The sequence below is a fragment of the Pseudomonas sp. PvP001 genome (genome assembly GCF_040546375.1).
GTDB classification, from domain to species: Bacteria; Pseudomonadota; Gammaproteobacteria; order Pseudomonadales; family Pseudomonadaceae; genus Aquipseudomonas; species Aquipseudomonas coleopterorum.
In genome coordinates this window covers 3,372,548-3,393,217 of record NZ_JBEPNQ010000001.1, presented here as the reverse complement: position 1 = coordinate 3,393,217, position 20,670 = coordinate 3,372,548, and the positions used below count along the sequence as shown (strand labels likewise).

22 protein-coding genes and 1 tRNA gene are annotated in these 20,670 nt (G+C 62.2%); 14 read left to right on the top strand and 9 right to left on the bottom strand.

The window, feature by feature from the left end; translation table 11 throughout:
* Positions 1–185 precede the first annotated feature (185 nt).
* The 5 genes from ABMD26_RS15525 to phrB all read left to right on the top strand — a co-directional run bounded on the left by ABMD26_RS15525 (position 186) and on the right by phrB (position 4,869).
* Positions 186–1,217 (top strand): NAD(P)/FAD-dependent oxidoreductase, encoded by a 1,032-nt coding sequence (locus tag ABMD26_RS15525; RefSeq protein ID WP_354310569.1) that lies wholly within the window; start codon positions 186–188, stop codon positions 1,215–1,217.
* Positions 1,214–1,438: a TIGR02450 family Trp-rich protein gene (locus ABMD26_RS15520; RefSeq protein WP_134723678.1), complete on the top strand. Its 225-nt coding sequence runs from the start codon at positions 1,214–1,216 to the stop codon at positions 1,436–1,438. The genes ABMD26_RS15525 and ABMD26_RS15520 overlap by 4 nt, the downstream gene beginning before the upstream one ends.
* Positions 1,439–1,563: 125 nt before the next feature.
* Positions 1,564–2,526, top strand: a complete 963-nt coding sequence (locus tag ABMD26_RS15515) for a YbgA family protein (protein ID WP_134723679.1) — start codon at positions 1,564–1,566, stop codon at positions 2,524–2,526.
* Positions 2,516–3,427, top strand: coding sequence for a MerR family transcriptional regulator (locus ABMD26_RS15510; RefSeq protein WP_134723680.1), 912 nt, complete (start codon positions 2,516–2,518; stop codon positions 3,425–3,427). The genes ABMD26_RS15515 and ABMD26_RS15510 overlap by 11 nt, the downstream gene beginning before the upstream one ends.
* A 20-nt stretch (positions 3,428–3,447) precedes the next feature.
* Positions 3,448–4,869, top strand: coding sequence for a deoxyribodipyrimidine photo-lyase (gene phrB / locus ABMD26_RS15505; RefSeq protein ID WP_134723681.1), 1,422 nt, complete (start codon positions 3,448–3,450; stop codon positions 4,867–4,869).
* Positions 4,870–4,942: 73 nt separating this feature from the next.
* Here the strand turns inward: phrB and ABMD26_RS15500 are convergent, their stop codons facing one another.
* From ABMD26_RS15500 to hemA, 6 genes are all read right to left on the bottom strand, one after another.
* Entirely contained in the window at positions 4,943–5,461 is a 519-nt protein-coding gene (locus ABMD26_RS15500; protein ID WP_049861191.1) for an acyloxyacyl hydrolase, read from the bottom strand.
* Between the two features lie 116 nt (positions 5,462–5,577).
* Positions 5,578–6,369: a glutamate racemase gene (murI, locus tag ABMD26_RS15495; RefSeq protein WP_134723682.1), complete on the bottom strand. Its 792-nt coding sequence runs from the start codon at positions 6,367–6,369 to the stop codon at positions 5,578–5,580.
* Positions 6,362–7,117: a molybdopterin-synthase adenylyltransferase MoeB gene (locus tag ABMD26_RS15490; RefSeq protein ID WP_049861189.1), complete on the bottom strand. Its 756-nt coding sequence runs from the start codon at positions 7,115–7,117 to the stop codon at positions 6,362–6,364. Before ABMD26_RS15490 ends, murI begins: the two co-directional genes overlap by 8 nt.
* Positions 7,111–7,941: a peptide chain release factor N(5)-glutamine methyltransferase gene (gene prmC, locus ABMD26_RS15485; protein ID WP_134723683.1), complete on the bottom strand. Its 831-nt coding sequence runs from the start codon at positions 7,939–7,941 to the stop codon at positions 7,111–7,113. The genes ABMD26_RS15490 and prmC overlap by 7 nt, the downstream gene beginning before the upstream one ends.
* A gap of 3 nt (positions 7,942–7,944) precedes the next feature.
* Entirely contained in the window at positions 7,945–9,027 is a 1,083-nt protein-coding gene (gene prfA, locus ABMD26_RS15480; protein ID WP_049861187.1) for a peptide chain release factor 1, read from the bottom strand.
* Positions 9,024–10,301, bottom strand: a complete 1,278-nt coding sequence (gene hemA, locus ABMD26_RS15475; RefSeq protein WP_049861186.1) for a glutamyl-tRNA reductase — start codon at positions 10,299–10,301, stop codon at positions 9,024–9,026. The genes prfA and hemA overlap by 4 nt, the downstream gene beginning before the upstream one ends.
* A 164-nt stretch (positions 10,302–10,465) precedes the next feature.
* On the opposite strand from hemA, the gene ABMD26_RS15470 reads away from it, so the two are divergent.
* From ABMD26_RS15470 to ychF, 8 genes are all read left to right on the top strand, one after another.
* Positions 10,466–12,193, top strand: coding sequence for a tetratricopeptide repeat protein (locus tag ABMD26_RS15470; protein WP_134723684.1), 1,728 nt, complete (start codon positions 10,466–10,468; stop codon positions 12,191–12,193).
* Between the two features lie 27 nt (positions 12,194–12,220).
* Positions 12,221–12,832: a lipoprotein insertase outer membrane protein LolB gene (lolB, locus tag ABMD26_RS15465; protein ID WP_502948346.1), complete on the top strand. Its 612-nt coding sequence runs from the start codon at positions 12,221–12,223 to the stop codon at positions 12,830–12,832.
* Positions 12,833–12,851: 19 nt separating this feature from the next.
* Positions 12,852–13,697, top strand: coding sequence for a 4-(cytidine 5'-diphospho)-2-C-methyl-D-erythritol kinase (gene ispE / locus ABMD26_RS15460; protein WP_090362373.1), 846 nt, complete (start codon positions 12,852–12,854; stop codon positions 13,695–13,697).
* A 39-nt stretch (positions 13,698–13,736) separates the two neighbouring features.
* Positions 13,737–13,811 (top strand) — tRNA-Gln (locus ABMD26_RS15455).
* A 47-nt stretch (positions 13,812–13,858) separates the two neighbouring features.
* Positions 13,859–14,800 carry a ribose-phosphate pyrophosphokinase gene (locus ABMD26_RS15450; RefSeq protein ID WP_043192909.1) on the top strand — a complete coding sequence of 314 codons (942 nt, stop codon included), beginning with the start codon at positions 13,859–13,861 and terminating at the stop codon, positions 14,798–14,800.
* A 138-nt stretch (positions 14,801–14,938) separates the two neighbouring features.
* The gene (locus ABMD26_RS15445) at positions 14,939–15,544 is read left to right on the top strand and encodes a 50S ribosomal protein L25/general stress protein Ctc (protein WP_049861183.1); all 606 of its coding nucleotides are present in this window, start codon (positions 14,939–14,941) and stop codon (positions 15,542–15,544) included.
* A gap of 73 nt (positions 15,545–15,617) precedes the next feature.
* On the top strand, positions 15,618–16,202 hold the full coding sequence (gene pth / locus ABMD26_RS15440; protein ID WP_043192904.1) for an aminoacyl-tRNA hydrolase: 585 nt from the start codon (positions 15,618–15,620) through the stop codon (positions 16,200–16,202).
* Between the two features lie 21 nt (positions 16,203–16,223).
* Entirely contained in the window at positions 16,224–17,324 is a 1,101-nt protein-coding gene (ychF, locus tag ABMD26_RS15435; protein WP_049861182.1) for a redox-regulated ATPase YchF, read from the top strand.
* A gap of 73 nt (positions 17,325–17,397) precedes the next feature.
* Here ychF and vapC read toward each other — a convergent pair whose 3' ends face one another.
* The 3 genes from vapC to ABMD26_RS15420 form a co-directional block, all read right to left on the bottom strand.
* Entirely contained in the window at positions 17,398–17,808 is a 411-nt protein-coding gene (gene vapC, locus ABMD26_RS15430; protein ID WP_134723686.1) for a type II toxin-antitoxin system tRNA(fMet)-specific endonuclease VapC, read from the bottom strand.
* A complete protein-coding gene (gene vapB, locus ABMD26_RS15425) occupies positions 17,808–18,038 on the bottom strand; it encodes a type II toxin-antitoxin system VapB family antitoxin (RefSeq protein WP_134723687.1) in 231 nt (76 codons plus the stop codon). Before vapB ends, vapC begins: the two co-directional genes overlap by 1 nt.
* 223 nt (positions 18,039–18,261) lie before the next feature.
* A complete protein-coding gene (locus tag ABMD26_RS15420) occupies positions 18,262–19,479 on the bottom strand; it encodes an MFS transporter (protein ID WP_122742549.1) in 1,218 nt (405 codons plus the stop codon).
* A gap of 228 nt (positions 19,480–19,707) precedes the next feature.
* Here ABMD26_RS15420 and ABMD26_RS15415 point away from each other — a divergent pair, with 228 nt between their 5' ends.
* The gene (locus ABMD26_RS15415; protein WP_043192893.1) at positions 19,708–20,577 is read left to right on the top strand and encodes an oxaloacetate decarboxylase; all 870 of its coding nucleotides are present in this window, start codon (positions 19,708–19,710) and stop codon (positions 20,575–20,577) included.
* Positions 20,578–20,670: the final 93 nt, after the last annotated feature.

Sequence of the window (20,670 nt, the reverse complement as noted above, 5' to 3'; positions counted from 1 at the left end):
TGCGTCTGCAGCGCTAGTCTATTTTCAAGAGAGAGGCACTTTCCCTACACGGGGCTCTCTCATGAACCATAGGACACCTGAGCGAAAAGGATCCCGTTAACTTATACTTATTAAGACTTTTGTACAGGTTTGTTTGTTCCGAACACACGTGTGCATAGCGCTTACGAAGCTGTTACGAGGGCACTATGAGTTTATTTGCTGGGAGTTTATCTGCTGGAAGTTCATCTGCCGCGCCTGTCCCCATCGCGATCATCGGCACCGGCATGGCCGGGCTGTCGGCTGCGCAGGTTTTGCGCAAGGCTGGCCATACCGTGCATCTCTTCGACAAGGCACGGGGCGTAGGCGGCCGCATGTCCAGCAAGCGCAGCGAGGTGGGTTCCATCGACCTTGGCGCACAGTACTTCACCGCTCGCGACCGGCGCTTCGTGGCGCAGGTCCAGCAATGGCAGGTCGAAGGCTGCGTACAGCCGTGGTCACCTTCGCTGTACAACGCCAGGCAAGGTCGCCTGAGCCCATCGCCCGACGAACAGGTTCGTTGGGTCGGTGCACCACGCATGAGCGCCATTGCCAAAGCCATGGCTGCCGACCTCCCCGCGTTTTTTTCCTGCCGAATCGCCGAGGTGTTCAAGGGCGAGGAATTCTGGGAACTGCTCGATGCCGAGGGCACCAGCCATGGGCCCTACAGCCACGTCGTGCTCGCTGTGCCCGCGCCTCAGGCAACTGCCTTACTGGCCAGCGCACCGAAGCTCGCCACGCAGGTGGCCGGGGTCAAGATGGACCCGACCTGGTCGGTGGCACTGAGCTTCGATACGCCGCTGGATACCCCGATGCAAGGCTGCTTCGTGCAGGACAGCCCACTGGACTGGCTGGCGCGAAGTGGCAGCAAGCCAGGACGCGAGGACAGCAGCGACACCTGGGTGCTGCATGCCACCAGCGCATGGAGCAAGCAGCATATCGACCTGTCCCGCGAGGCAGTCATCGAACAGCTGCACGGTGCCTTCGCCGAACTGGTCAGTTGCCCGATGCCCCCGCCCAGCCTGAGCCTGGCCCATCGCTGGCTCTACGCGCGCCCGGCCCAGCCCCATGAGTGGGGAGCATTGGCCGATCCCGACCTGGGCCTGTACGTCTGCGGCGACTGGTGCCTGTCGGGCCGCGTCGAGGGCGCCTGGCTCAGCGGCCAGGAGGCCGCGCGGCGCCTGCTCGAGCATCTGCAATGAACGCTCGGCACCGACTCAATCCGCGCAAGCTGATGCTGTCGAAGTGGACCGCCGTACGCCCGGTCAACCGCGAGAAACACTTTCTGGTCAGCGAGGTGTTCTGCGACGACGACGGCGTCGTGCTGGAAGTGGAATTGCAGGCGGTCCTCACCCACCGTGCCCAGCGCTTGCCGTGGCAGGCGCTGCAGGACATCCAGACTTGGAAGATGGGCTGGCAGTGAGTGGCCGCCCCGCTTTCCGCCTGCGAATACCTGTACAAAGAATTTAGCCTGTACAAATCCGGATTTATGATGAAACTATGCTGTACAGCGTTGTCAGTATGTACAGGTTTCAGAAGAGGTCCGTCATGCAAGAGCCCAGCGTCAGCAAACCCAAGATCGGTATCAGTGCCTGCCTGCTCGGTGCGCCTGTGCGCTATAACGCCGGGCACAAGGAATCGCGCTGGTGCAGCCGGATTCTGGTCGAGCATTTCGAGTTCGTCCCGGTGTGCCCGGAAGTTGCCATCGGTCTGGGGACGCCCCGCGAGCCGATTCGCCTGGTCGGTGACAAGGAACACACCCAGGCGGTCGGTACCGTGCACCGCGACATCAATGTCACCGCCCCATTGGCTGCCTACGGCGAACAGATGGCCGGTGAGCTGACCGATCTGTGCGGCTACATCTTCATGCAGAAGTCGCCCTCCTGCGGCCTCGAACGGGTGAAGATCTACCGCGACAACGGCGCCCCCCAGCGCGAAGGTGGTCGTGGTATCTATGCCCAGGCCTTCTGCGCACGCCATCCGGACCTGCCGGTGGAAGAAGAAGGTCGCCTGTGCGACCCGGTGTTGCGGGAAAATTTCCTGGTACGTGTAGGCGCCTACGCCCAGTGGCAAGCGTTGCTGGCTGAAGGCTTGACGCGCCGTGGCTTGACGGAATTCCACTCGCGCTTCAAATACCAGCTGATGGCCAACAACCCCCTGCAATACAAGGTGCTGGGCAAACTGTTGGGCAGCATGGGCCGCGGTGACGCCGAGCAGATCGGCCCGCGCTATTTCAGCGAGCTGATGCAGGCGCTCAAACGCTGTGCCACGCGTGGCACCCATAGCAATGCGTTGCAACACATCAGCGGCTACCTCAAGCGCGATATCGATGCACAGGACAAGCAGGAACTGCAACAGCTGATCAATCAGTACCGCGAGGGCATCGTTCCGCTGGTGGTGCCGATGACCTTGCTCAAGCACCTGTTCCGTATTCATCCCGACCCTTACATTGCCCAGCAGACCTACCTGCAACCGCACCCCGAAAACCTGAGCCTGCGCAATGCCATCTGACGCCAACGGCACCGACTGGCTGCCGATCCGCGAGGTCACCCGGCAGACCGGTGTGCACCCGGTCACCCTGCGCGCCTGGGAACGGCGCTACGGCCTGATCGTGCCGCACCGCACGGCGAAGGGCCACCGCCTGTACGACTCAGCTCAGATCGCACGTATCCACCATGTGCTGACCTGGCTCAACCGGGGCGTGGCCGTCAGCCAGGTCAAACAGTTGCTCGACGCGCCACGCGATGCAAGGCCCCAGGTGCAGAACGACTGGCAGCAACTGCGCCAGACACTGGCCCAGGCCATCAACGACATGGCCGAGCGGCCGCTGGACGATCTGTTCAACCAGGCCATGGCGCTGTATCCACCAGCAACCCTGTGCGAGCAACTGTTGCTGCCGTTGCTGAACGATCTCGAGCAGCGCTGGGCCGGCCAGTTCGGTGCGCAGATGGAAAAGGTGTTTTTCTACGGCTGGCTGCGCAGCAAGCTAGGCACGCGGATCTATCACAACAACCGCCAACTCGACGGTGCGCCCGTGGTGCTAGTCAACCAGGCCGACGTCACGCCGGACCCGTACCTGTGGCTGGGCGCCTGGCTCGTTAGCAGCAGCGATTGCCCGGTACAGGTGTTCGACGCGCCGCTGCCGGCAGGTGAACTGGCCTTGGCCTGCGACAAACTCCAAGCCCGCGCCCTGATGGTCTATGCCGACAAGGCGCTCAACCTGGCCACGCTGGGTCGGCTGCTGGTCGGCTGCGCCTGCCCCAAATGGCTGGTGGGCTCGGCCGTGCTCATCCACCGCGCCGCGACCGGAGACAGCCCTCCCCCGATGGCCGACCTGAACCTGGCGACCGATCCGTTGCACGCCCAGCAATCGCTGCAAGCGTCCGGCGTATTGGCCGACCGGCAACCCTGAATTCGAACGATGAGGCCCCCATGCAATTGATCTGGCTGCGCAGCGACCTGCGAGTGCACGACAACCCCGCCCTGGCGGCCGCCTGCGAGCAGGGCCCGACCGTGGCCGTGTTCCTGTTGAGCCCCAAGCAATGGCTGGAACACGATGACTCGCCGAACAAGGTCGATTTCTGGCTGCGCAATCTCAAGGAACTGAGTGCCAGCCTCAAGGCCTTGCACATTCCACTGCTGCTGCGTGAGGCAGATACCTGGGACAAGGCGCCCAAGGTGATTGCCGCGCTGTGCGCCGAGCACAAGATCGAAGCCGTGCACTGCAACGACGAATTCGGCGTCAATGAAAACTGCCGCGACGAAGCGGTGGAAGCCGCCTTGGCCAAGGCGGACATCCCGCTGCACCGCTACCTCGATCAAGCATTGTTCACGCCGGGCAGCGTGCTGACCAAAGGCGGCACCTACTTCCAGGTCTTCAGCCAGTTCCGCAAGGTCTGCTACGAACGCCTGCATCAGTCCGTCCCGGCGCTGGCAAAAAAGCCTCGCGCGCAGAAGCCGGTGCACATCGCCGCAGACAAGGTTCCCAACCAGGTCAAAGGGTTCGCCACACCCGACGAAGAACTGCGCAAGCGGTGGCCTGCCGGTGAAAAGGAGGCGCACAAGCGCCTGGACACCTTCACCGATCAACCGATCGAAGACTACAAGGTCGAGCGTGATCTACCGGCCCACCCCGGAACCAGCCAGATCTCGGCCTACCTGACCTCGGGCGTGGTTTCTCCGCGCCAGTGTCTGCACGCGGCGCTCAACAGCAACCGTGGCGAGTTCGAGAGCGGCAACGTCGGCGCGGTGACCTGGATCGGCGAGCTGATCTGGCGCGAGTTCTACCGGCACATCATGGTCGGCTATCCGCGAGTGTCGATGCACCGGCCGTTCCGCGAAGAGTACGCCGCCCTGCCCTGGCGCAATGCGCCCAGTGAGTTGCAGGCGTGGAAGGAAGGCCGCACAGGCATTCCCATCGTCGATGCGGCCATGCGCCAGTTGGTGAGCACCGGCTGGATGCACAACCGCTTGCGCATGATCACGGCGATGTTCCTCAGCAAGAACCTGCTGATCGACTGGCGCGAAGGCGAGCGTTTCTTCATGCAGCACCTGATCGATGGCGACCTGTGCTCCAACAACGGCGGCTGGCAATGGAGCGCGTCCACGGGGACCGATTCAGTGCCGTACTTCCGGATCTTCAATCCGGTAAGCCAGTCGCAACGGTTCGATGAGCAAGGGGTGTTTCTCAAGCAGTGGCTGCCCGAGTTGGAAGGACTGGATTGCAAGCAGGTCCATGCACCGACCGCCGATGCGCTCAAGCAGAGCGGTTATCCCCGCCCGATCGTGGACCTGAAGCAAGGACGTGAACGTGCCTTGGCGGCGTTCAAGAATCTGCCACGCAAAGCCAAATAGAAAAAGGTACTGGAAGACGATCGCGGGCAGAGGACCCTGCCCGCGCGACGGCCAATGCTGGCCGAGAAAAAGCTTACAACGGCATGCGGTAGTTCAGGGTGTAGGCTTCGATACCATCGTTCGGCTCTTTGATGCCGGCGTTGGAGTAGTGGATCGCTCTCACGCCCAGCTCGTGACCGCCGCCGAAGCGCACGCCGAAGCCGATGCGGTCTTCGAAGTTGAACGAGGAGCCCAGCTTGTTGCCTTCGATCTGAGTGTGAGCGAAAGCCGCGACGCCGATGCCGGCCTCGATGTAGGGCTTGATCGAACCACCGCCGAACTCATAGACGAACACCGGAGCGAACGACAGGCTGTGGTTGTCCTTGAAGTCCTTGCCATCCCAGTAGGTATAGCCCGCGTCCCAGTAGCCGGTCAGGCGACCGACGTCGGTCTGGAACCAGCTCTTGTCCCAATTGGATTGCAGACCAATGCGGTAGACCTGGGACGATTCGCCCGTCTCACCTGCAGAAAACGATAGGTCAGCCGCGTTTGCGGTTACCGATTGCCCCAACATCAAGGCTGCAAGCGCAGCCAAACTGAACAGTCTCTTCATGAGAAACATCCTACCGAATGCAGTTGTAAGAATTTTTGTCGAAAAAATGGACAAGCTATAGAAACCGGAGTTGGAACGTAAGTTCAGCGTTACACATCGATTTTTTCACATTTTTTTTACAACGTGAATCTTTGCACATTGTCAGAAAAATTCCACAGCTTCGGCAGGACATTTCGGAAAATATCTACGGACCCGCTCGTCCAGAACTGTGCGGGTCGTGCCGGACCCTTGGCCAGAAGTGCTCCGCCGCTCAATAACCGCTGCAGTTGACGAGCCACCGCGGCCCCGGTGTCGACCAGCACTACGTCGGCCGGGACCAGGGTGGCCAGCAACGGCTTCAGGAAGGGGTAATGGGTGCAGCCCAGAATGAGCGTATCGCAACCCGCTGCGAGCAGCGGCTGCACATAGCCTTGCAGCAGCAGGCGCAGTTCCGGGCTGTGCAGATCGCCGGTTTCGATCAGCTCTACCAAGCCAGGGCAAGGTTGGGTGATGACCTGAACTTCGTTGGCAAAGCGATCGAGCAGTGCCACGAATTTGGCGCTGCGCAGAGTACCGGTGGTCGCCAGCACACCGACGATACCACTGCGGGTGGCCGCGGCCGCAGGCTTGACCGCCGGCTCCATGCCCACGATCGGCCAGTCGGGATAGCGTTGGCGCAGATCGGCCACGGCAGCGACCGTGGCCGTGTTGCAGGCCAGCACCAGGGCCTTCGCGTCTTGTTCGCGGAAAAATTGCGCGACCTGGACACAACGCTCGCGAATGAACTCCGGGGATTTCTCGCCATAAGGCATGTGGCCGGTATCGGCGACGTACAGCAACGACTCATCGGGCAACAGTCGCTCGATTTCACCCAGCACCGACAAGCCGCCGACACCGGAATCGAACACGCCGACCGCTGCTTCAGACATGCCGTGCGCTGCAGACCGGGCATTTGGGGTCGCGCTTGACCCGCATTTCGCGGAAATGCGTGCCCAGGGCATCGATCAACAACAGCCGACCGACCAGCACATCGCCGAACTGTGCCAGCAGCTTCAAGGCTTCCAGCGCCTGCAGGCTACCGACCAGGCCCACCAACGGGCCGACCACGCCGGCTTCGCTGCAGGTCAACTCGGCATCGCTGCCTTCACCGTACAGGCAGTGGTAGCAGGGGCTTTCCGGACGCCGCGGGTCGAACACCGACAACTGCCCTTCCAGGCGGATCGCGGCGCCACTGACCAGCGGCTTGCCGGCCGCGAAGCAGGCAGCGTTCACCGCCTGACGCGTGGCAAAGTTGTCGGAGCAGTCGAGCACCAGGTCGACGGCGGCCACGGCGGCACTCAGTGAATCTTCATCCAGTGCGTTGCGATGCGCGATCAGATCGATCTCGGGGTTGATCGCACTCAACCGGGCGATGGCCGAATCGACCTTGCTCACGCCGACCGAGGCGCTGTCGTGCAGGACCTGACGTTGCAGGTTGGTCACATCGACCGTATCGAAGTCCGCCAGGTGCAGCTCGCCGACGCCTGCAGCGGCCAGGTACATCGCCACCGGCGAACCCAACCCGCCCAGACCGACGATCAGCGCACGACTGTTCTTGAGCCTCAACTGGCCCTCGATATCGATTTGCGCCAACAGCACCTGCCGGCTGTAGCGCAGCAGCTCCTGGTCGGTCAGCACAGCAACCGCCCGAGTGTTATGCGTTCATGGCCGCCGAGATCGACGCGGCTCTCGATCTGCTCGAAATCATGCTGCGCCAGCAGCTCACGCACCACCGGCGCCTGGTCATAACCATGCTCCAGCAACAGCCAGCCGCCCGGCTGCAAGTGCTGCGGTGCCTGACTGATGATCAGGCGCAGATCATCGAGGCCATCCTCCCCGGCCACCAGCGCACTGGCAGGCTCGAAGCGCACGTCACCGGCACTCAGATGCGGGTCGGCGCTGGCGATGTATGGCGGGTTGCTGACGATCAGGTCGAAACGCTCGCCCGGCAGGGCGCTGAACCAGTGGCTCTCCAGTACCCGGGCATTGCCCAGATTCAGACGCACCCGGTTGCGCTCGGCCAACGCCACGGCATCGGCGACACGGTCGACGGCAGTGACCTGCCAGGCACTGCATTCGGACGCCAGGGCCAGGGCGATTGCCCCGGTACCGGTGCCCAGGTCGAGTACCCGCGCCGAACGAGGCGGCAGCAACTGCAGCGCAGCCTCCACCAGCAACTCGGTTTCGGGACGCGGGATCAGCGTGTGCGCAGCCACTTCCAGGTCGAGTTTCCAAAAACCCTGTTGGCCGAGGATGTAGGCAACCGGCTCGCCTGCCTGGCGACGACGCATGAAGTCAGCGAACGCATGGGCGGCTTCGCTGGGCACGATACGCTCGGGCCAGGTGTGCAGGTAGCTGCGCGACTTGCCCAGCGCGGCGGCCAGCAACAGTTCGATATCCAGGCGCGCGGTCGGTGATTCCGGCAGTTCGGCGGCGCGCAACAGGCTGGCAATGATGGTCATGTTCTATTCACCCAACGCGGCCAACTGATCGGCCTGGTATTCAGCCAGAAGCGGCTCTATCACTGCATCGACTCCGCCGGCCAGAACTTCATCCAAGCAGTACAGGGTCAGGTTGACGCGATGGTCGGTCACCCGGCCCTGCGGGAAATTGTAGGTGCGGATGCGCTCGGAACGATCGCCCGACCCCACCAGCAGCTTGCGCTCGCTGGCGATGGCATTGGCCGCGGCACTGCTCTGCATGTCGTTGAGCTTGGCCGACAGCCAGCTCATGGCACGGGCGCGGTTCTTGTGCTGCGAACGCTCTTCCTGGCACTCCACCACGATGCCGGTCGGCAAGTGGGTGATGCGGATGGCCGAGTCGGTCTTGTTGACGTGCTGGCCACCGGCGCCGGAGGAACGGTAGGTGTCCACGCGCAGGTCGGCCGGGTTGATTTCGATGGCGACCTGCTCGTCCGGCTCGGGCAACACGGCGACCGTGCAGGCCGAAGTATGGATGCGACCCTGGGATTCGGTTTCCGGCACGCGCTGGACGCGGTGCGCCCCGGACTCGAACTTCAGCTTGCCGTAGACGCTCTCGCCTTCGACCCGGGCAATGACCTCCTTGTAGCCGCCATGCTCGCCTTCGTTTTCGGAAAGAATCTCCAGACGCCAGCCGCGACGTTCCGCATAGCGTGAATACATGCGGAACAGGTCGCCGGAGAAGATCGCCGCTTCATCGCCACCGGTACCGGCGCGGATTTCGAGGAAGACATTGCGGCCGTCGTTGGGGTCCTTGGGCAAAAGCATGCGCTGCAAGGCGCTTTCCAGTTGCACCAACTGCTCGCGGGCCTCGCGCACTTCCTCGGCGGCCATTTCGCGCATGTCCGGGTCGCTGTCCTTGAGCAGCGCCTGCGCGCCTTCAAGGTCCGCCATCACCTTGGACCACTGCTGGTAGCCCAGCACCACCGGCTCAAGTTCGGCATATTCCCTGGAATAGGCGCGGAAACGGGTTTGCTCGGAAATGACCTCAGCGTCGCCCAGCAAGGCGGTCAGTTCCTCGAATCGATCCTGGATCGTGTCCAGCTTGTTGAGCAGTGACGCTTTCATTGCGGCGGTTTATCCGTTGAGCCCTCATTGAGGGCAAAGAGTTCCTGAGCCATGGCCAGCGCATCGACGCGGCCTTCGGCGGAGAGCTTTTTCATGTGCACGCTGGGAGCGTGCAGCAACTTGTTGGTCAGGCCCCGCGCCAGTTGCGCGAGCACCTCTTCGGCATTGCCGCCGTTGGCCAGCAGGCGCATGGCTTTCTGCAATTCTTCGTCGCGCAGGCGTTCGCCTTGCTGGCGATAGGCCTTGAGCACATCCACGGCCGCCAGCTCGCGCAGGCGCAGCATGAAGTCGTCGGCGCCCACGCTCACCAGTTCTTCGGCCGCCTGAGCGGCACCCTGGCGGGTTTTCAGGTTCTCGGCAACCACTTCGTGCAGGTCGTCGACCGTATAAAGGTAGACGTCATCCAGCTCGCCGACCTCGGGCTCGATATCGCGTGGCACGGCAATATCGACCATGAAGATCGGTTTGTGTCGACGCAGCTTGAGCGCACTTTCGACCGCACCCTTGCCCAGAATCGGCAACTGGCTGGCGGTCGAGCTGATGACGATGTCGCTGTTCACCAACTCCTGCGGAATGTCGGACAGCAAAACCGCATGGGCGCCGAACTGCGCGGCCAGGGTGCTCGCCCGTTCCAACGTCCGGTTGGCGACCACGATGCGCTTTACACCCTGCTCGTGCAGATGGCGTGCAACCAGGGTAATGGTTTCGCCCGCGCCGATGAGCAACGCCTGGCTGCGGGCCAGATCGCTGAAGATCTGCTTGGCCAGGCTCACGGCGGCGAAGGCCACCGACACCGGGTTTTCGCCGATGGCGGTGTCGGTGCGCACCTGCTTGGCAGCGCTGAACGTGGCCTGGAACAGGCGCCCCAGCAGCGGCCCGATGGTGCCGGCCTCGCGGGCCACGGCGTAGGCGGATTTCATCTGCCCCAGAATCTGCGGTTCGCCCAGCACCAGCGAATCGAGCCCGGAAGCGACCCGCATCATGTGACGAACAGCCGCATCCTCTTCATGCACATAGGCGCTCGCGCGCAGCTCGTCGACGCTCAAACGGTGGTATTCGGCCAGCCAGCGCAGCACGGCATCGGCGGCCAGGTGATCCTGTTCGATGTACAGTTCGCTGCGATTGCAGGTCGAGAGGATCGCGGCCTCACGGCTGTCGGTCAGTCGGCAAAGCTGCTGCAGGGCCTCTACCAGCTGCTCCGGGGTAAACGCCACGCGCTCGCGCACGTCTACCGAAGCAGTCTTGTGGTTGATACCGAGGGCGAGAAAGGCCATTCAAGGTCGCTGATGATGTCGAGGAGCCGGTAATTGTCCTACTTCGTCCGGTCCAGAACAACCACCGCTATCTATTGTCCTAATAGGCAACCTCGAGTTATGGGTTTGACCTGTGGCTTGTGTCATGATGATCCGACCGCAGGTAAGCCGCCAAAATCCCCTCTATGAATAGAACCTCCACGTTGCTCCTCGCCTTCGCCTTGCTGCAGGGCTGCCAGTCCTGGCCAGCCAGAGAGCAAGCGACTCCGGTCCCCGTGGCGCAGCCGGCGCCCACGCCGGACGAGACGCCCAAGGTCTACGGCTCGTTCAGCGAGGAAACCGTGTTCAGCCTGCTCAGCGCGGAACTGGCCGGCCAGCGCGACCGTTTCGATCTTGCATTGGGCAACTACGTCACCCAGGCCCGCAAGACCCAGGACCCAGGTATTTCCGAGCGCGCCTTCCGCATCGCCGAGTACCTGGGCGCCGATCAACCGGCGCTGGAAACCGCCTTGCTGTGGGCAAAGAATGCACCCACCGACCTGGACGCCCAGCGCGCAGCCGCCATTCAGCTGGCGCGCAATGGCAAGTACGACGAGTCGCTGGTGTACATGGAAAAAGTCCTGCAGGGCCAGGGCGATACCCATTTCGACTTTCTCGCGCTGTCGGCCGCCGACACCGACGAGAGCACCCGGCGTGGCCTGCTGCAGAGCTTCGAACGCCTGCTCGGCAAATACCCCGGCAACGGCCAGCTGATCTTCGGCAAGGCCTTGCTGATGCAACAGGATGGCAATACCGAGGGCGCCCTGACCCTGCTGGAAGACAACCCGCCACAGGAAGGCGAAATCGCCCCGATCCTGCTTCGCGCCCGCCTGCTGGCCGCGCTCGATCGTGGCAGCGAAGCGATGCCGCTGCTGGAGAAGAACCTCAAGAAGATCCCCGACGACAAGCGCCTGCGCCTCACCTACGCCCGCATGCTGGTCGAGCAGAACCGCATGGACGATGCCAAGGTGCAATTCGCCATTCTCGTCCAGCAATACCCCGACGATGACGAACTGCGTTACTCGCTGGCGCTGGTCTGCCTGGAAGGCAAGGCGTGGGACGAAGCCTACAACTACCTGCAACAGCTGGTGGAACGTGGCAGCCATGTCGATTCCGCGCACCTGAACCTGGGCCGCATCGCCGAAGAGCGCGGCGATCCGCAGGCCGCGCTCGAGGAGTATGCACAGGTCGGCGTGGGCACCGACTACCTGCCCGCGCAGCTGCGCCAGGCCGACATCCTCATTGCCAACGGCCGCGCCGACGAGGCTTCACGGCGCCTGGCCGCAGCGCGTGATGCCCAGCCCGACTACGCCATCCAGCTGTACCTGATCGAAGCCGAAACCCTGTCGAACAACGACAAGGATCAGTCCGCCTGGCTGGTGCTGCAGAACGCTTTGAAAAAGAACCCCGACGATCCGAACCTGCTGTATACCCGCTCGATGCTGGCCGAAAAGCGCAACGACCTGGTGCAGATGGAGAAGGACCTGCGGGCCATTCTGGCACGCGAGCCGGACAATGCCATGGCGCTCAATGCCCTGGGCTACACGCTGTCCGACCGCACCACCCGCTTCGAAGAAGCCCGCGCGCTGATCGAACGGGCGCATCAGATCAACCCGGAAGATCCGGCCGTGCTCGACAGCCTGGGCTGGGTCAACTATCGGCTGGGCAACCTCGACGCCGCCGAAGGCTATCTGCGCAGCGCGCTCGAACGCTTTCCCGATCATGAGGTGGCAGCCCACCTGGGCGAGGTGCTGTGGGCCAACGGCAAACAGCGCGAGGCCCGCCGCATCTGGGGCAAAGCCCTGCAAGAACAACCCGACAGCCCTATCCTGCGCAGCACCATCCTGCGCCTGACCGGTTCAGAGAATCTTTAATCCATGTCTGTTCGTCCTACCTCCTACATGCGTTACCTGCTGGTTGCCACGTTCATCGCCGTACTCACCGGCTGCGCCGGCATGGGCTCCCACGAAGCGCTGCAAGGCCAGGGCAACCCCCAGCAGTGGCAGGCGCACAAGCAACAGTTGACCCAGCTCGACGGCTGGGAAATCAACGGCAAGATCGGCATCCGCGCGCCCAAGGACTCCGGTTCCGGCACGCTGTACTGGCTGCAGCGCCAGGACTACTACGACATCCGCCTGTCCGGCCCATTGGGCCGCGGGGCAGCGCGCCTGACCGGACGTCCGGGCGACGTCAGCCTGGAAGTGGCCAATCAGGGCCGCTATCAGGCGACCACTCCCGAAGAACTGCTGGAACAGCAACTGGGCTGGAAGCTGCCGGTATCGCATCTGTCCTGGTGGGTCCGCGGCCTGCCGGCTCCCGACAGCAAGAGCCAACTGACCCTGGACGGCAACAGCCGCCTGGCGGGCCTGGCGCAGGACGGCTGGACAGTCGAATACCTGAGCTACGCCGAACAGAACGGCTACTGGCTGCCCGAGCGCATCAAGCTGCATGGCCAGGATCTGGACGTGACCCTGGTGGTCAAGGATTGGCAGCCGCGCCGGTTGGGGCAGTGACGTGAGCGAAGGTCTTTCCATGAATCCCGTACTGACCCTGCCCGCCCCTGCCAAGCTCAACCTGATGCTGCACATTCTGGGACGTCGCCCGGACGGCTATCACGAGTTGCAGACCCTGTTCCAGTTTCTGGACCACGGCGACGAACTGGACTTCTCCCTGCGCAGCGACGGCGTCGTGCATCTGCACACCGAAATAGCCGACGTGCCCCACGACAGCAACCTTATCGTCAAGGCTGCTCGCCAGTTGCAGACGCTCACAGGCACAACCCTGGGTGCGGACATCTGGCTGCGCAAGGTGCTGCCCATGGGCGGCGGCATCGGTGGTGGCAGCTCGGATGCCGCCACTACGCTTCTGGCCCTGAACCACCTGTGGCAGACCGGCTGCAGCGAAGACCAGCTTGCCCAGCTGGGTCTCGCCCTGGGCGCCGATGTGCCGGTATTCGTCCGCGGCCACGCAGCCTTCGCCGAGGGTGTGGGCGAGAAACTTACCCCGGTCGAACTGCCCGAACCCTGGTTTCTCGTGCTGGTGCCGCAAGTCTCTGTTAGTACAGCGGAAATTTTTTCCGATCCGTTGTTGACACGTGACTCGGCGCCCATTAAAGTGCGCCCCGTTCTTGAGGGAAACAGTCGTAATGACTGCCAGCCAGTAGTAGAGCGCCGTTACCCAGATGTACGTAACGCACTGAATTTGCTCAACAAATTCACTGAAGCTCGGCTAACAGGCACTGGAAGTTGTGTGTTTGGGGCCTTCCCAAGCAAAGCGGAAGCTGATAGAGTTTCGCACCTTCTTGCAGACACCCTTTCAGGGTTCGTAGCCAAGGGAAGCAACGTTTCGATGTTGCATCGCAAGCTGCAAAGTCTGTAACAGGAAACGAGTGCTGGGCACTCGGAGGTTTCAAGCTACAGGGGCGTCGCCAAGCGGTAAGGCAGCAGGTTTTGATCCTGCCATGCGTTGGTTCGAATCCAGCCGCCCCTGCCATTTTCCTATACTCATCCAGGTATACCCTCAGCCGGCAGGTACTGCGCGTGTCCAAGATGATGGTCTTTGCGGGGAATTCAAACCCCGATCTGGCTCGACGCGTTGTGCGTCAGCTGCATATCCCTCTCGGTGATGTCTCCGTCAGCAAGTTTTCCGATGGTGAAATCAGCACCGAGATCAATGAAAACGTTCGCGGTAAAGACGTCTTCATTATCCAGCCTACATGTGCGCCGACCAACGATAACCTGATGGAACTGGTGCTGATGGCTGATGCCTTCCGCCGCTCCTCGGCTTCGCGAATCACCGCCGTGATCCCCTACTTCGGTTACGCCCGGCAAGACCGCCGTCCGCGCTCTGCCCGTGTGGCAATCAGTGCCAAGGTCGTCGCCGACATGCTGACCGTCGTGGGCATCGACCGTGTACTCACCGTCGACCTTCACGCGGACCAGATTCAGGGCTTCTTCGATATCCCGGTAGATAACATCTACGGCTCCCCGGTTCTGGTGGACGATATCGAAGACCAGCGCTTCGAGAATCTCATGATCGTTTCCCCCGACATTGGTGGCGTCGTGCGTGCACGCGCCGTGGCCAAGTCCCTGGGCGTCGATCTGGGCATCATCGACAAGCGCCGCGAAAAGGCCAACCACTCCGAAGTGATGCACATCATCGGTGATGTCGAAGGTCGCACCTGTATCCTGGTCGACGACATGGTCGATACCGCCGGCACCCTGTGCCATGCGGCCAAAGCCTTGAAAGAACATGGCGCGGCCAAGGTGTTCGCCTATTGCACCCACCCGGTTCTGTCGGGTCGTGCGATCGAGAACATCGAGAAGTCCGTGCTGGACGAGCTGGTGGTGACCAACACCATCCCGCTGTCCGCAGCCGCACAAGCCTGTGGGCGTATCCGTCAACTGGATATCGCTCCGGTTGTTGCCGAGGCGATGCGTCGCATCAGCAACGAAGAATCGATCAGCGCGATGTTCCGCTGAGGGCCCTGCCCTTCGCAAGCACCGCTCTGACGAAAAGCGCCCCGGCCCGACACTCTTGTCGGGCCGGGGCTTTTTTGCCCGTATCGCCTTGGCGCTGGTCGCAAACGCTGGGCGAACGTGGTTATTTTGGAGAAACACATGAACGATTTTACTTTGAATGCCGAAGCGCGTTCCGACCTGGGGAAAGGTGCGAGCCGCCGCCTGCGTCGTCTCGCCAGCCTGGTTCCAGCTGTTGTCTACGGTGGCGACAAAGCCCCTGAGTCCATCAGCATGCTGGCCAAGGAAGTCACCAAGCTGCTCGAAAACGAGGCTGCCTTCAGCCACGTGATCGAACTGAACATCGGTGGCACCAAGCAGAACGTCCTGATCAAGGCACTGCAGCGTCACCCAGCCAAGGGTCACGTCCTGCACGCTGACTTCGTACGCGTGATCGCCGGCCAGAAACTGACCGCCATCGTGCCTCTGCACTTCATGAACCAGGAACCGGCTGTCAAGAAAGGCGGCGAGATCTCGCACACCGAGACCGAGCTGGAAGTGACCTGCCTGCCGAAAGACCTGCCTGAGTTCATCGAAGTCGACATGGCTGACGCTGAAATCGGCACCATCATCCACCTGTCCGACCTGAAGGCTCCGCAAGGCGTCGAGTTCGTGGCACTGGCTCATGGTACCGACCTGGCAATCGCCAACGTCCACGCTCCGCGTATCGTTGCCGACGAAGAAACCGAAGAAGGCGCTGCCGAGTAATTTCACTCGCACGCCGAGCTCTGGATGACACCTTCGGGTGTCGTCCACGACTCGAAAAGGAAGAGCCCCTGACGTGACCGCCATACAACTGATCGTTGGCCTGGGTAACCCCGGCCCCGAATACGAACAGACCCGGCATAACGCAGGGGCTCTTTTCGTTGAGCGCATCGCCCAGGCACACCGTGTGAACCTGGTAGCCGATCGCAAGTATTTCGGCCTGACGGCGCGTTTCAGCCATCAGGGCCATGACGTTCGTCTGCTGATTCCCACCACCTACATGAACCGCAGCGGTCAATCCGTCGCGGCGATGGCGAATTTCTTTCGCATACCGCCGCAAGCGATCCTGGTGGCCCACGACGAACTCGACCTGCCCCCCGGCGTCGCCAAGCTCAAACTGGGCGGCGGGCACGGTGGGCACAACGGCCTGCGCGACATCATCGCGCAGCTCGGCAATGACAATGGCTTTCACCGTCTGCGGCTTGGCATCGGCCACCCGGGTGACAGCAAGTTGGTGTCCAATTTCGTTCTTGGCCGCGCCCCGCGCGCCGAACAGGAAAAGCTGGACGCCAGTATCGATTTCGCCCTCGGTGTGCTGCCGGATATCTTCGCCGGCGAGTGGAATCGCGCGATGAAAAACCTGCACAGCCAAAAGGCCTGACTCTTCGAAGAGGGATTCACCATGGGATTCAACTGCGGCATCGTCGGCCTGCCCAACGTCGGCAAGTCCACTCTGTTCAACGCCTTGACCAAATCCGGGATTGCGGCCGAGAACTTCCCGTTCTGCACCATCGAGCCCAACAGCGGCATCGTGCCGATGCCCGATGCGCGCCTGGAAGCCCTGGCTGCCATCGTCAATCCCAAGCGCGTACTGCCGACCACCATGGAGTTCGTCGACATCGCAGGCCTCGTGGCCGGCGCCTCGAAAGGTGAAGGCCTGGGCAACAAGTTCCTCGCCAACATCCGTGAGACCGACGCCATCGCCCACGTGGTGCGCTGCTTCGAAGATGAAAACGTGATCCACGTTTCCAACAGCGTCGACCCCAAGCGCGACATCGAGATCATCGACCTGGAACTGATCTTCGCCGACCTCGACAGCTGCGAGAAGCAACTGCAGAAGGTCGCGCGCAACGCCAAGGGCGGTGACAAGGACGCAGTGGTGCAAAAGGGCCTGCTGGAGCAGCTGATTGCCCACTTCACCCTGGGCAAGCCGGCCCGCAGCCTGATGAAGAACATGGGCGCCGACGAGAAGGCCGTGATCCGTGGCTTCCACCTGCTGACGACCAAGCCGGTGATGTACATCGCCAACGTCGCCGAAGACGGCTTTGAAGACAACCCGTTGCTGGACGTGGTACGCGCCATTGCCGAAGAGGAAGGCGCGATCGTGGTGCCGGTGTGCAACAAGATCGAAGCCGAAATCGCCGAGCTCGACGACGGCGAAGAGAAGGACATGTTCCTCGAGGCCCTGGGCCTGGAAGAGCCCGGCCTGAACCGCGTGATCCGCGCCGGCTACGACCTGCTCAACCTGCAGACCTACTTCACCGCAGGCGTCGAGGAAGTCCGCGCCTGGACCGTGAAGATCGGCGCTACCGCACCGCAAGCCGCCGGCGTGATCCACACCGACTTCGAGAAAGGCTTCATCCGCGCCGAAGTGATCGCCTACAACGACTTCATCCAGTACAACGGCGAAGCCGGTACCAAGGAAGCCGGCAAGTGGCGTTTGGAAGGCAAGGAGTACATCGTCAAGGACGGTGACGTGATGCACTTCCGTTTCAACGTCTGAGTCGGTCTGCAACACCGCTTCGCGCGTCCCCTGAAAGCCCCGCTGTCGCCTTGCGATGCGGGGCTTTTTGCGTTCAGGCTTCGGCCGTTGCCCAATCTTCGAGCCGAAGCCCAGGCACGCGCACGAACTCTCTCGTATTGTTGCTGACCAGAATCAATCCTCTGGAACGAGCATGTCCGGCGATCATCTGGTCGTACGCTCCGATCGGCGTACCCGATCGCGCCAGCTCGGCACGTAGCTGCCCGGTGTGGGCAGCGGCGATCGGGTCGTAATCGAGCACGTCCAACCGGGCGGCGAAACTCTCCACCACTTCAAGATTGCGCTGAACGTGCTGGGATTTCTCGGCGCCGTAGATCAGTTCCATCAGCGTTACGCTGCTGATGCACATCTGTCCATGATTGCGCTTGAACGCAGCGCGCACATGTTCGGGACGGTTCTTGATGGTGAAAATGCAGATGTTGGTGTCGAGCATGAATTTCAGCATCAGAATCCGTCACGCTTCTGGATGGCTGGCTGCTCTCGGTCGAGCATGAAGTCGCTGGTCACACCCTCACCGTCAAACCAACTGTCCCATGACTCGCCGGCAGGGGTCAGGATGCGCGTGCGACCTATGGCGACGACGTCGACACGCTTGACGCCGGCGGGCAATGCCAGAGCCTTGGGCAAGCGGACGGCCTGGCTCTTGTTGCTCAAGAAAACGGAACCCTGCTCCATGAAAGCACCTCGCTCTGACTCGGATATCGGCAGTCTATCGCATTGAGAATGTATATACCTTGAGGATATACATGCAACCTTTCGGTCGCCAAGTCTCCGGTTGAAGCTGATGCATGCTCTCGCCGCAGGGCATCGTTTCGAACTGGAATCCAGGATGTAGCGGATCAGGCGGTATCGTTCAGGGCCTGTCGGGCCGCCCGCAAGCGGCCGAACTTCGCATTCGCTAGACCTTGCCGGTCCTCGGCAGCAGGATCGTCAGGATGCCGAACAGCGGGAGGAACGAGCATAGCCAGTACACGTACTCGATGCCGTGTATGTCTGCCAGATGGCCCAGCAGCGCTGCGCCGATGCCACCGAAGCCAAACATCAGGCCGAAGAACACGCCCGCGATCATGCCCACGTTGCCTGGCACCAGCTCCTGCGCATACACCACGATGGCGGAGAAGGCGGAGGCCAGAATGAAGCCGATGACCACGCTCAGCACGCTGGTCCAGAACAGGTCGACGTAGGGCAGCATCAGGGTGAACGGCGCCGACCCCAGGATGGAGAACCAGATCACCGCCTTGCGGCCGATCTTGTCGCCGATGGGGCCGCCGAAGAACGTGCCGGCCGCTACTGCGCCGAGGAACAGGAACAGGTGCAGTTGCGAACTGGCCACCGAGAGGTCGAACTTTTCGATGAGGTAGAAGGTGAAGTAACTGGTGAAGCTGGCCATGTAGAAATACTTGGAGAACACCAGCAGCGCCAGCACCACCAGCGCCGCCTTGACCCGCCCCTTGGACAGGCCATGGGTGGCGCGCTGGCCGGCTCGGGCCTTGAACTGGTTGAGGTGGCCGCGGTACCAGCGGCTGATTGCGTACAGCAATGCCACGGCGAACACTGCAATCAGACCGAACCAGGCCACGTGTCCCTGGCCGTACGGAATGACGATGGCGGCCGCCAGCAGCGGCCCGAAGGCCGATCCGGTGTTGCCGCCTACCTGGAAGGTGGACTGCGCCAGACCGAAGCGTCCTCCTGAAGCCAGGCGCGCGACCCGCGAGGTTTCCGGGTGAAAGGTGGAGGAGCCAATGCCGATCAGGGCCGACGCCAGAAGAATCATCGGGAAGCTGCCGACCGTGGACAGCAGCATGATGCCGATCAACGTGCAGACCATGCCCGCGGGCAACAGCAGCGGCTTGGGATGGCGATCGGTGTAGAAACCGATCCAGGGCTGCAGCAGCGAAGCGGTGACCTGGAAGGTCAAGGTGATCAGGCCGACCTGGGTGAAGGTCAGGCCGTAACTGGCCTTGAGCATGGGGTAGATCGACGGCAGCACGGCCTGGATCAGGTCGTTGACCAGGTGTGCGAGCGCACAGGCGCCGAGGATGCGCATGACCAATGGGCTGGTCTGTGCCGCGCCCGGCACGCTGGCAGGGTTGCTTGTTGTTGTAGGGGTGGCCATGAGGATTCCGTTGGCAGGCAGGCATGGCCGGACACTCTGCCATTTTGCGTGCCTCGTCGCCAGTTGCCGACGCAGGTGAAACTGGCACGGCGCAATGGCGTCAACGAATACAACAACGACCGGGCGGTGATAAACTGGCGCCAGTCACTAAAAACCCATGAAGAATCGATAAAGTTCCAGAAACCCTCCGCATGAGGCAATGGGGTTTCGCCAGAATCAGGAGCGATCATGCCCAAAGTTTCTCACACGGCCCTGCGTCGCCAGTTCCGTGAGCTGCTTGCTTCAAAACAGTGTTATCACACCGCTTCGGTGTTCGACCCCATGTCCGCCCGCATCGCTGCCGACCTGGGCTTCGAGGTTGGCATCCTCGGCGGCTCGGTGGCCTCGCTGCAAGTGCTCGCTGCCCCCGACTTCGCTCTGATCACGCTCTCCGAGTTCGCCGAACAGGCCACGCGCATCGGTCGTGTCGCGCAATTGCCGGTGATCGCCGACGCCGATCACGGCTATGGCAACGCGCTGAATGTCATGCGTACGGTGGTGGAGCTGGAACGTGCCGGCATCGGTGCGCTGACCATCGAAGATACCCTGCTGCCGGCGCAGTTCGGTCGCCGTTCCACCGATCTCATCTCGGTGGCCGAGGGCGTTGGCAAGATCCGCGCGGCGCTGGAGGCCCGGGTCGACCCCGAGTTGACCATCATCGCCCGTACCCATGCCGGTGTGCTCTCCACCCAGGAAGTCATCAGCCGGACCCAGGCCTATCAGGCCGCTGGTGCCGACGGCATCTGCATGGTCGGCGTGAAGGACTTCGAGCACCTGGAGCAGATTGCCGAAAACCTCAGCGTGCCGCTGATGCTGGTGACCTACGGCAATCCGGCGCTGCACGACGACGAACGCCTGGCAGCATTGGGTGTGCGGGTCGTGGTGGCTGGCCACGGTGCCTATTTCGCGGCCATCAAGGCCACCTACGATTCGCTGCGCGAACAGCGTCAGCAGTTCAGCAAGAGCACCGACCTGAGCGCCACCGAACTCACCCACACCTACACCCACCCGGAGAGCTACGTCGGCTGGGCCAAGGAGTTCATGAACGTGAAGGAATGACCGGCGGGGCGCCGGGGCGGGAACATCATGCGGTCATGTGGGTCGGTTAGAAGGGAACCGTCGAAGGGTTCCGCTACCGGCCCCATCGGCCAC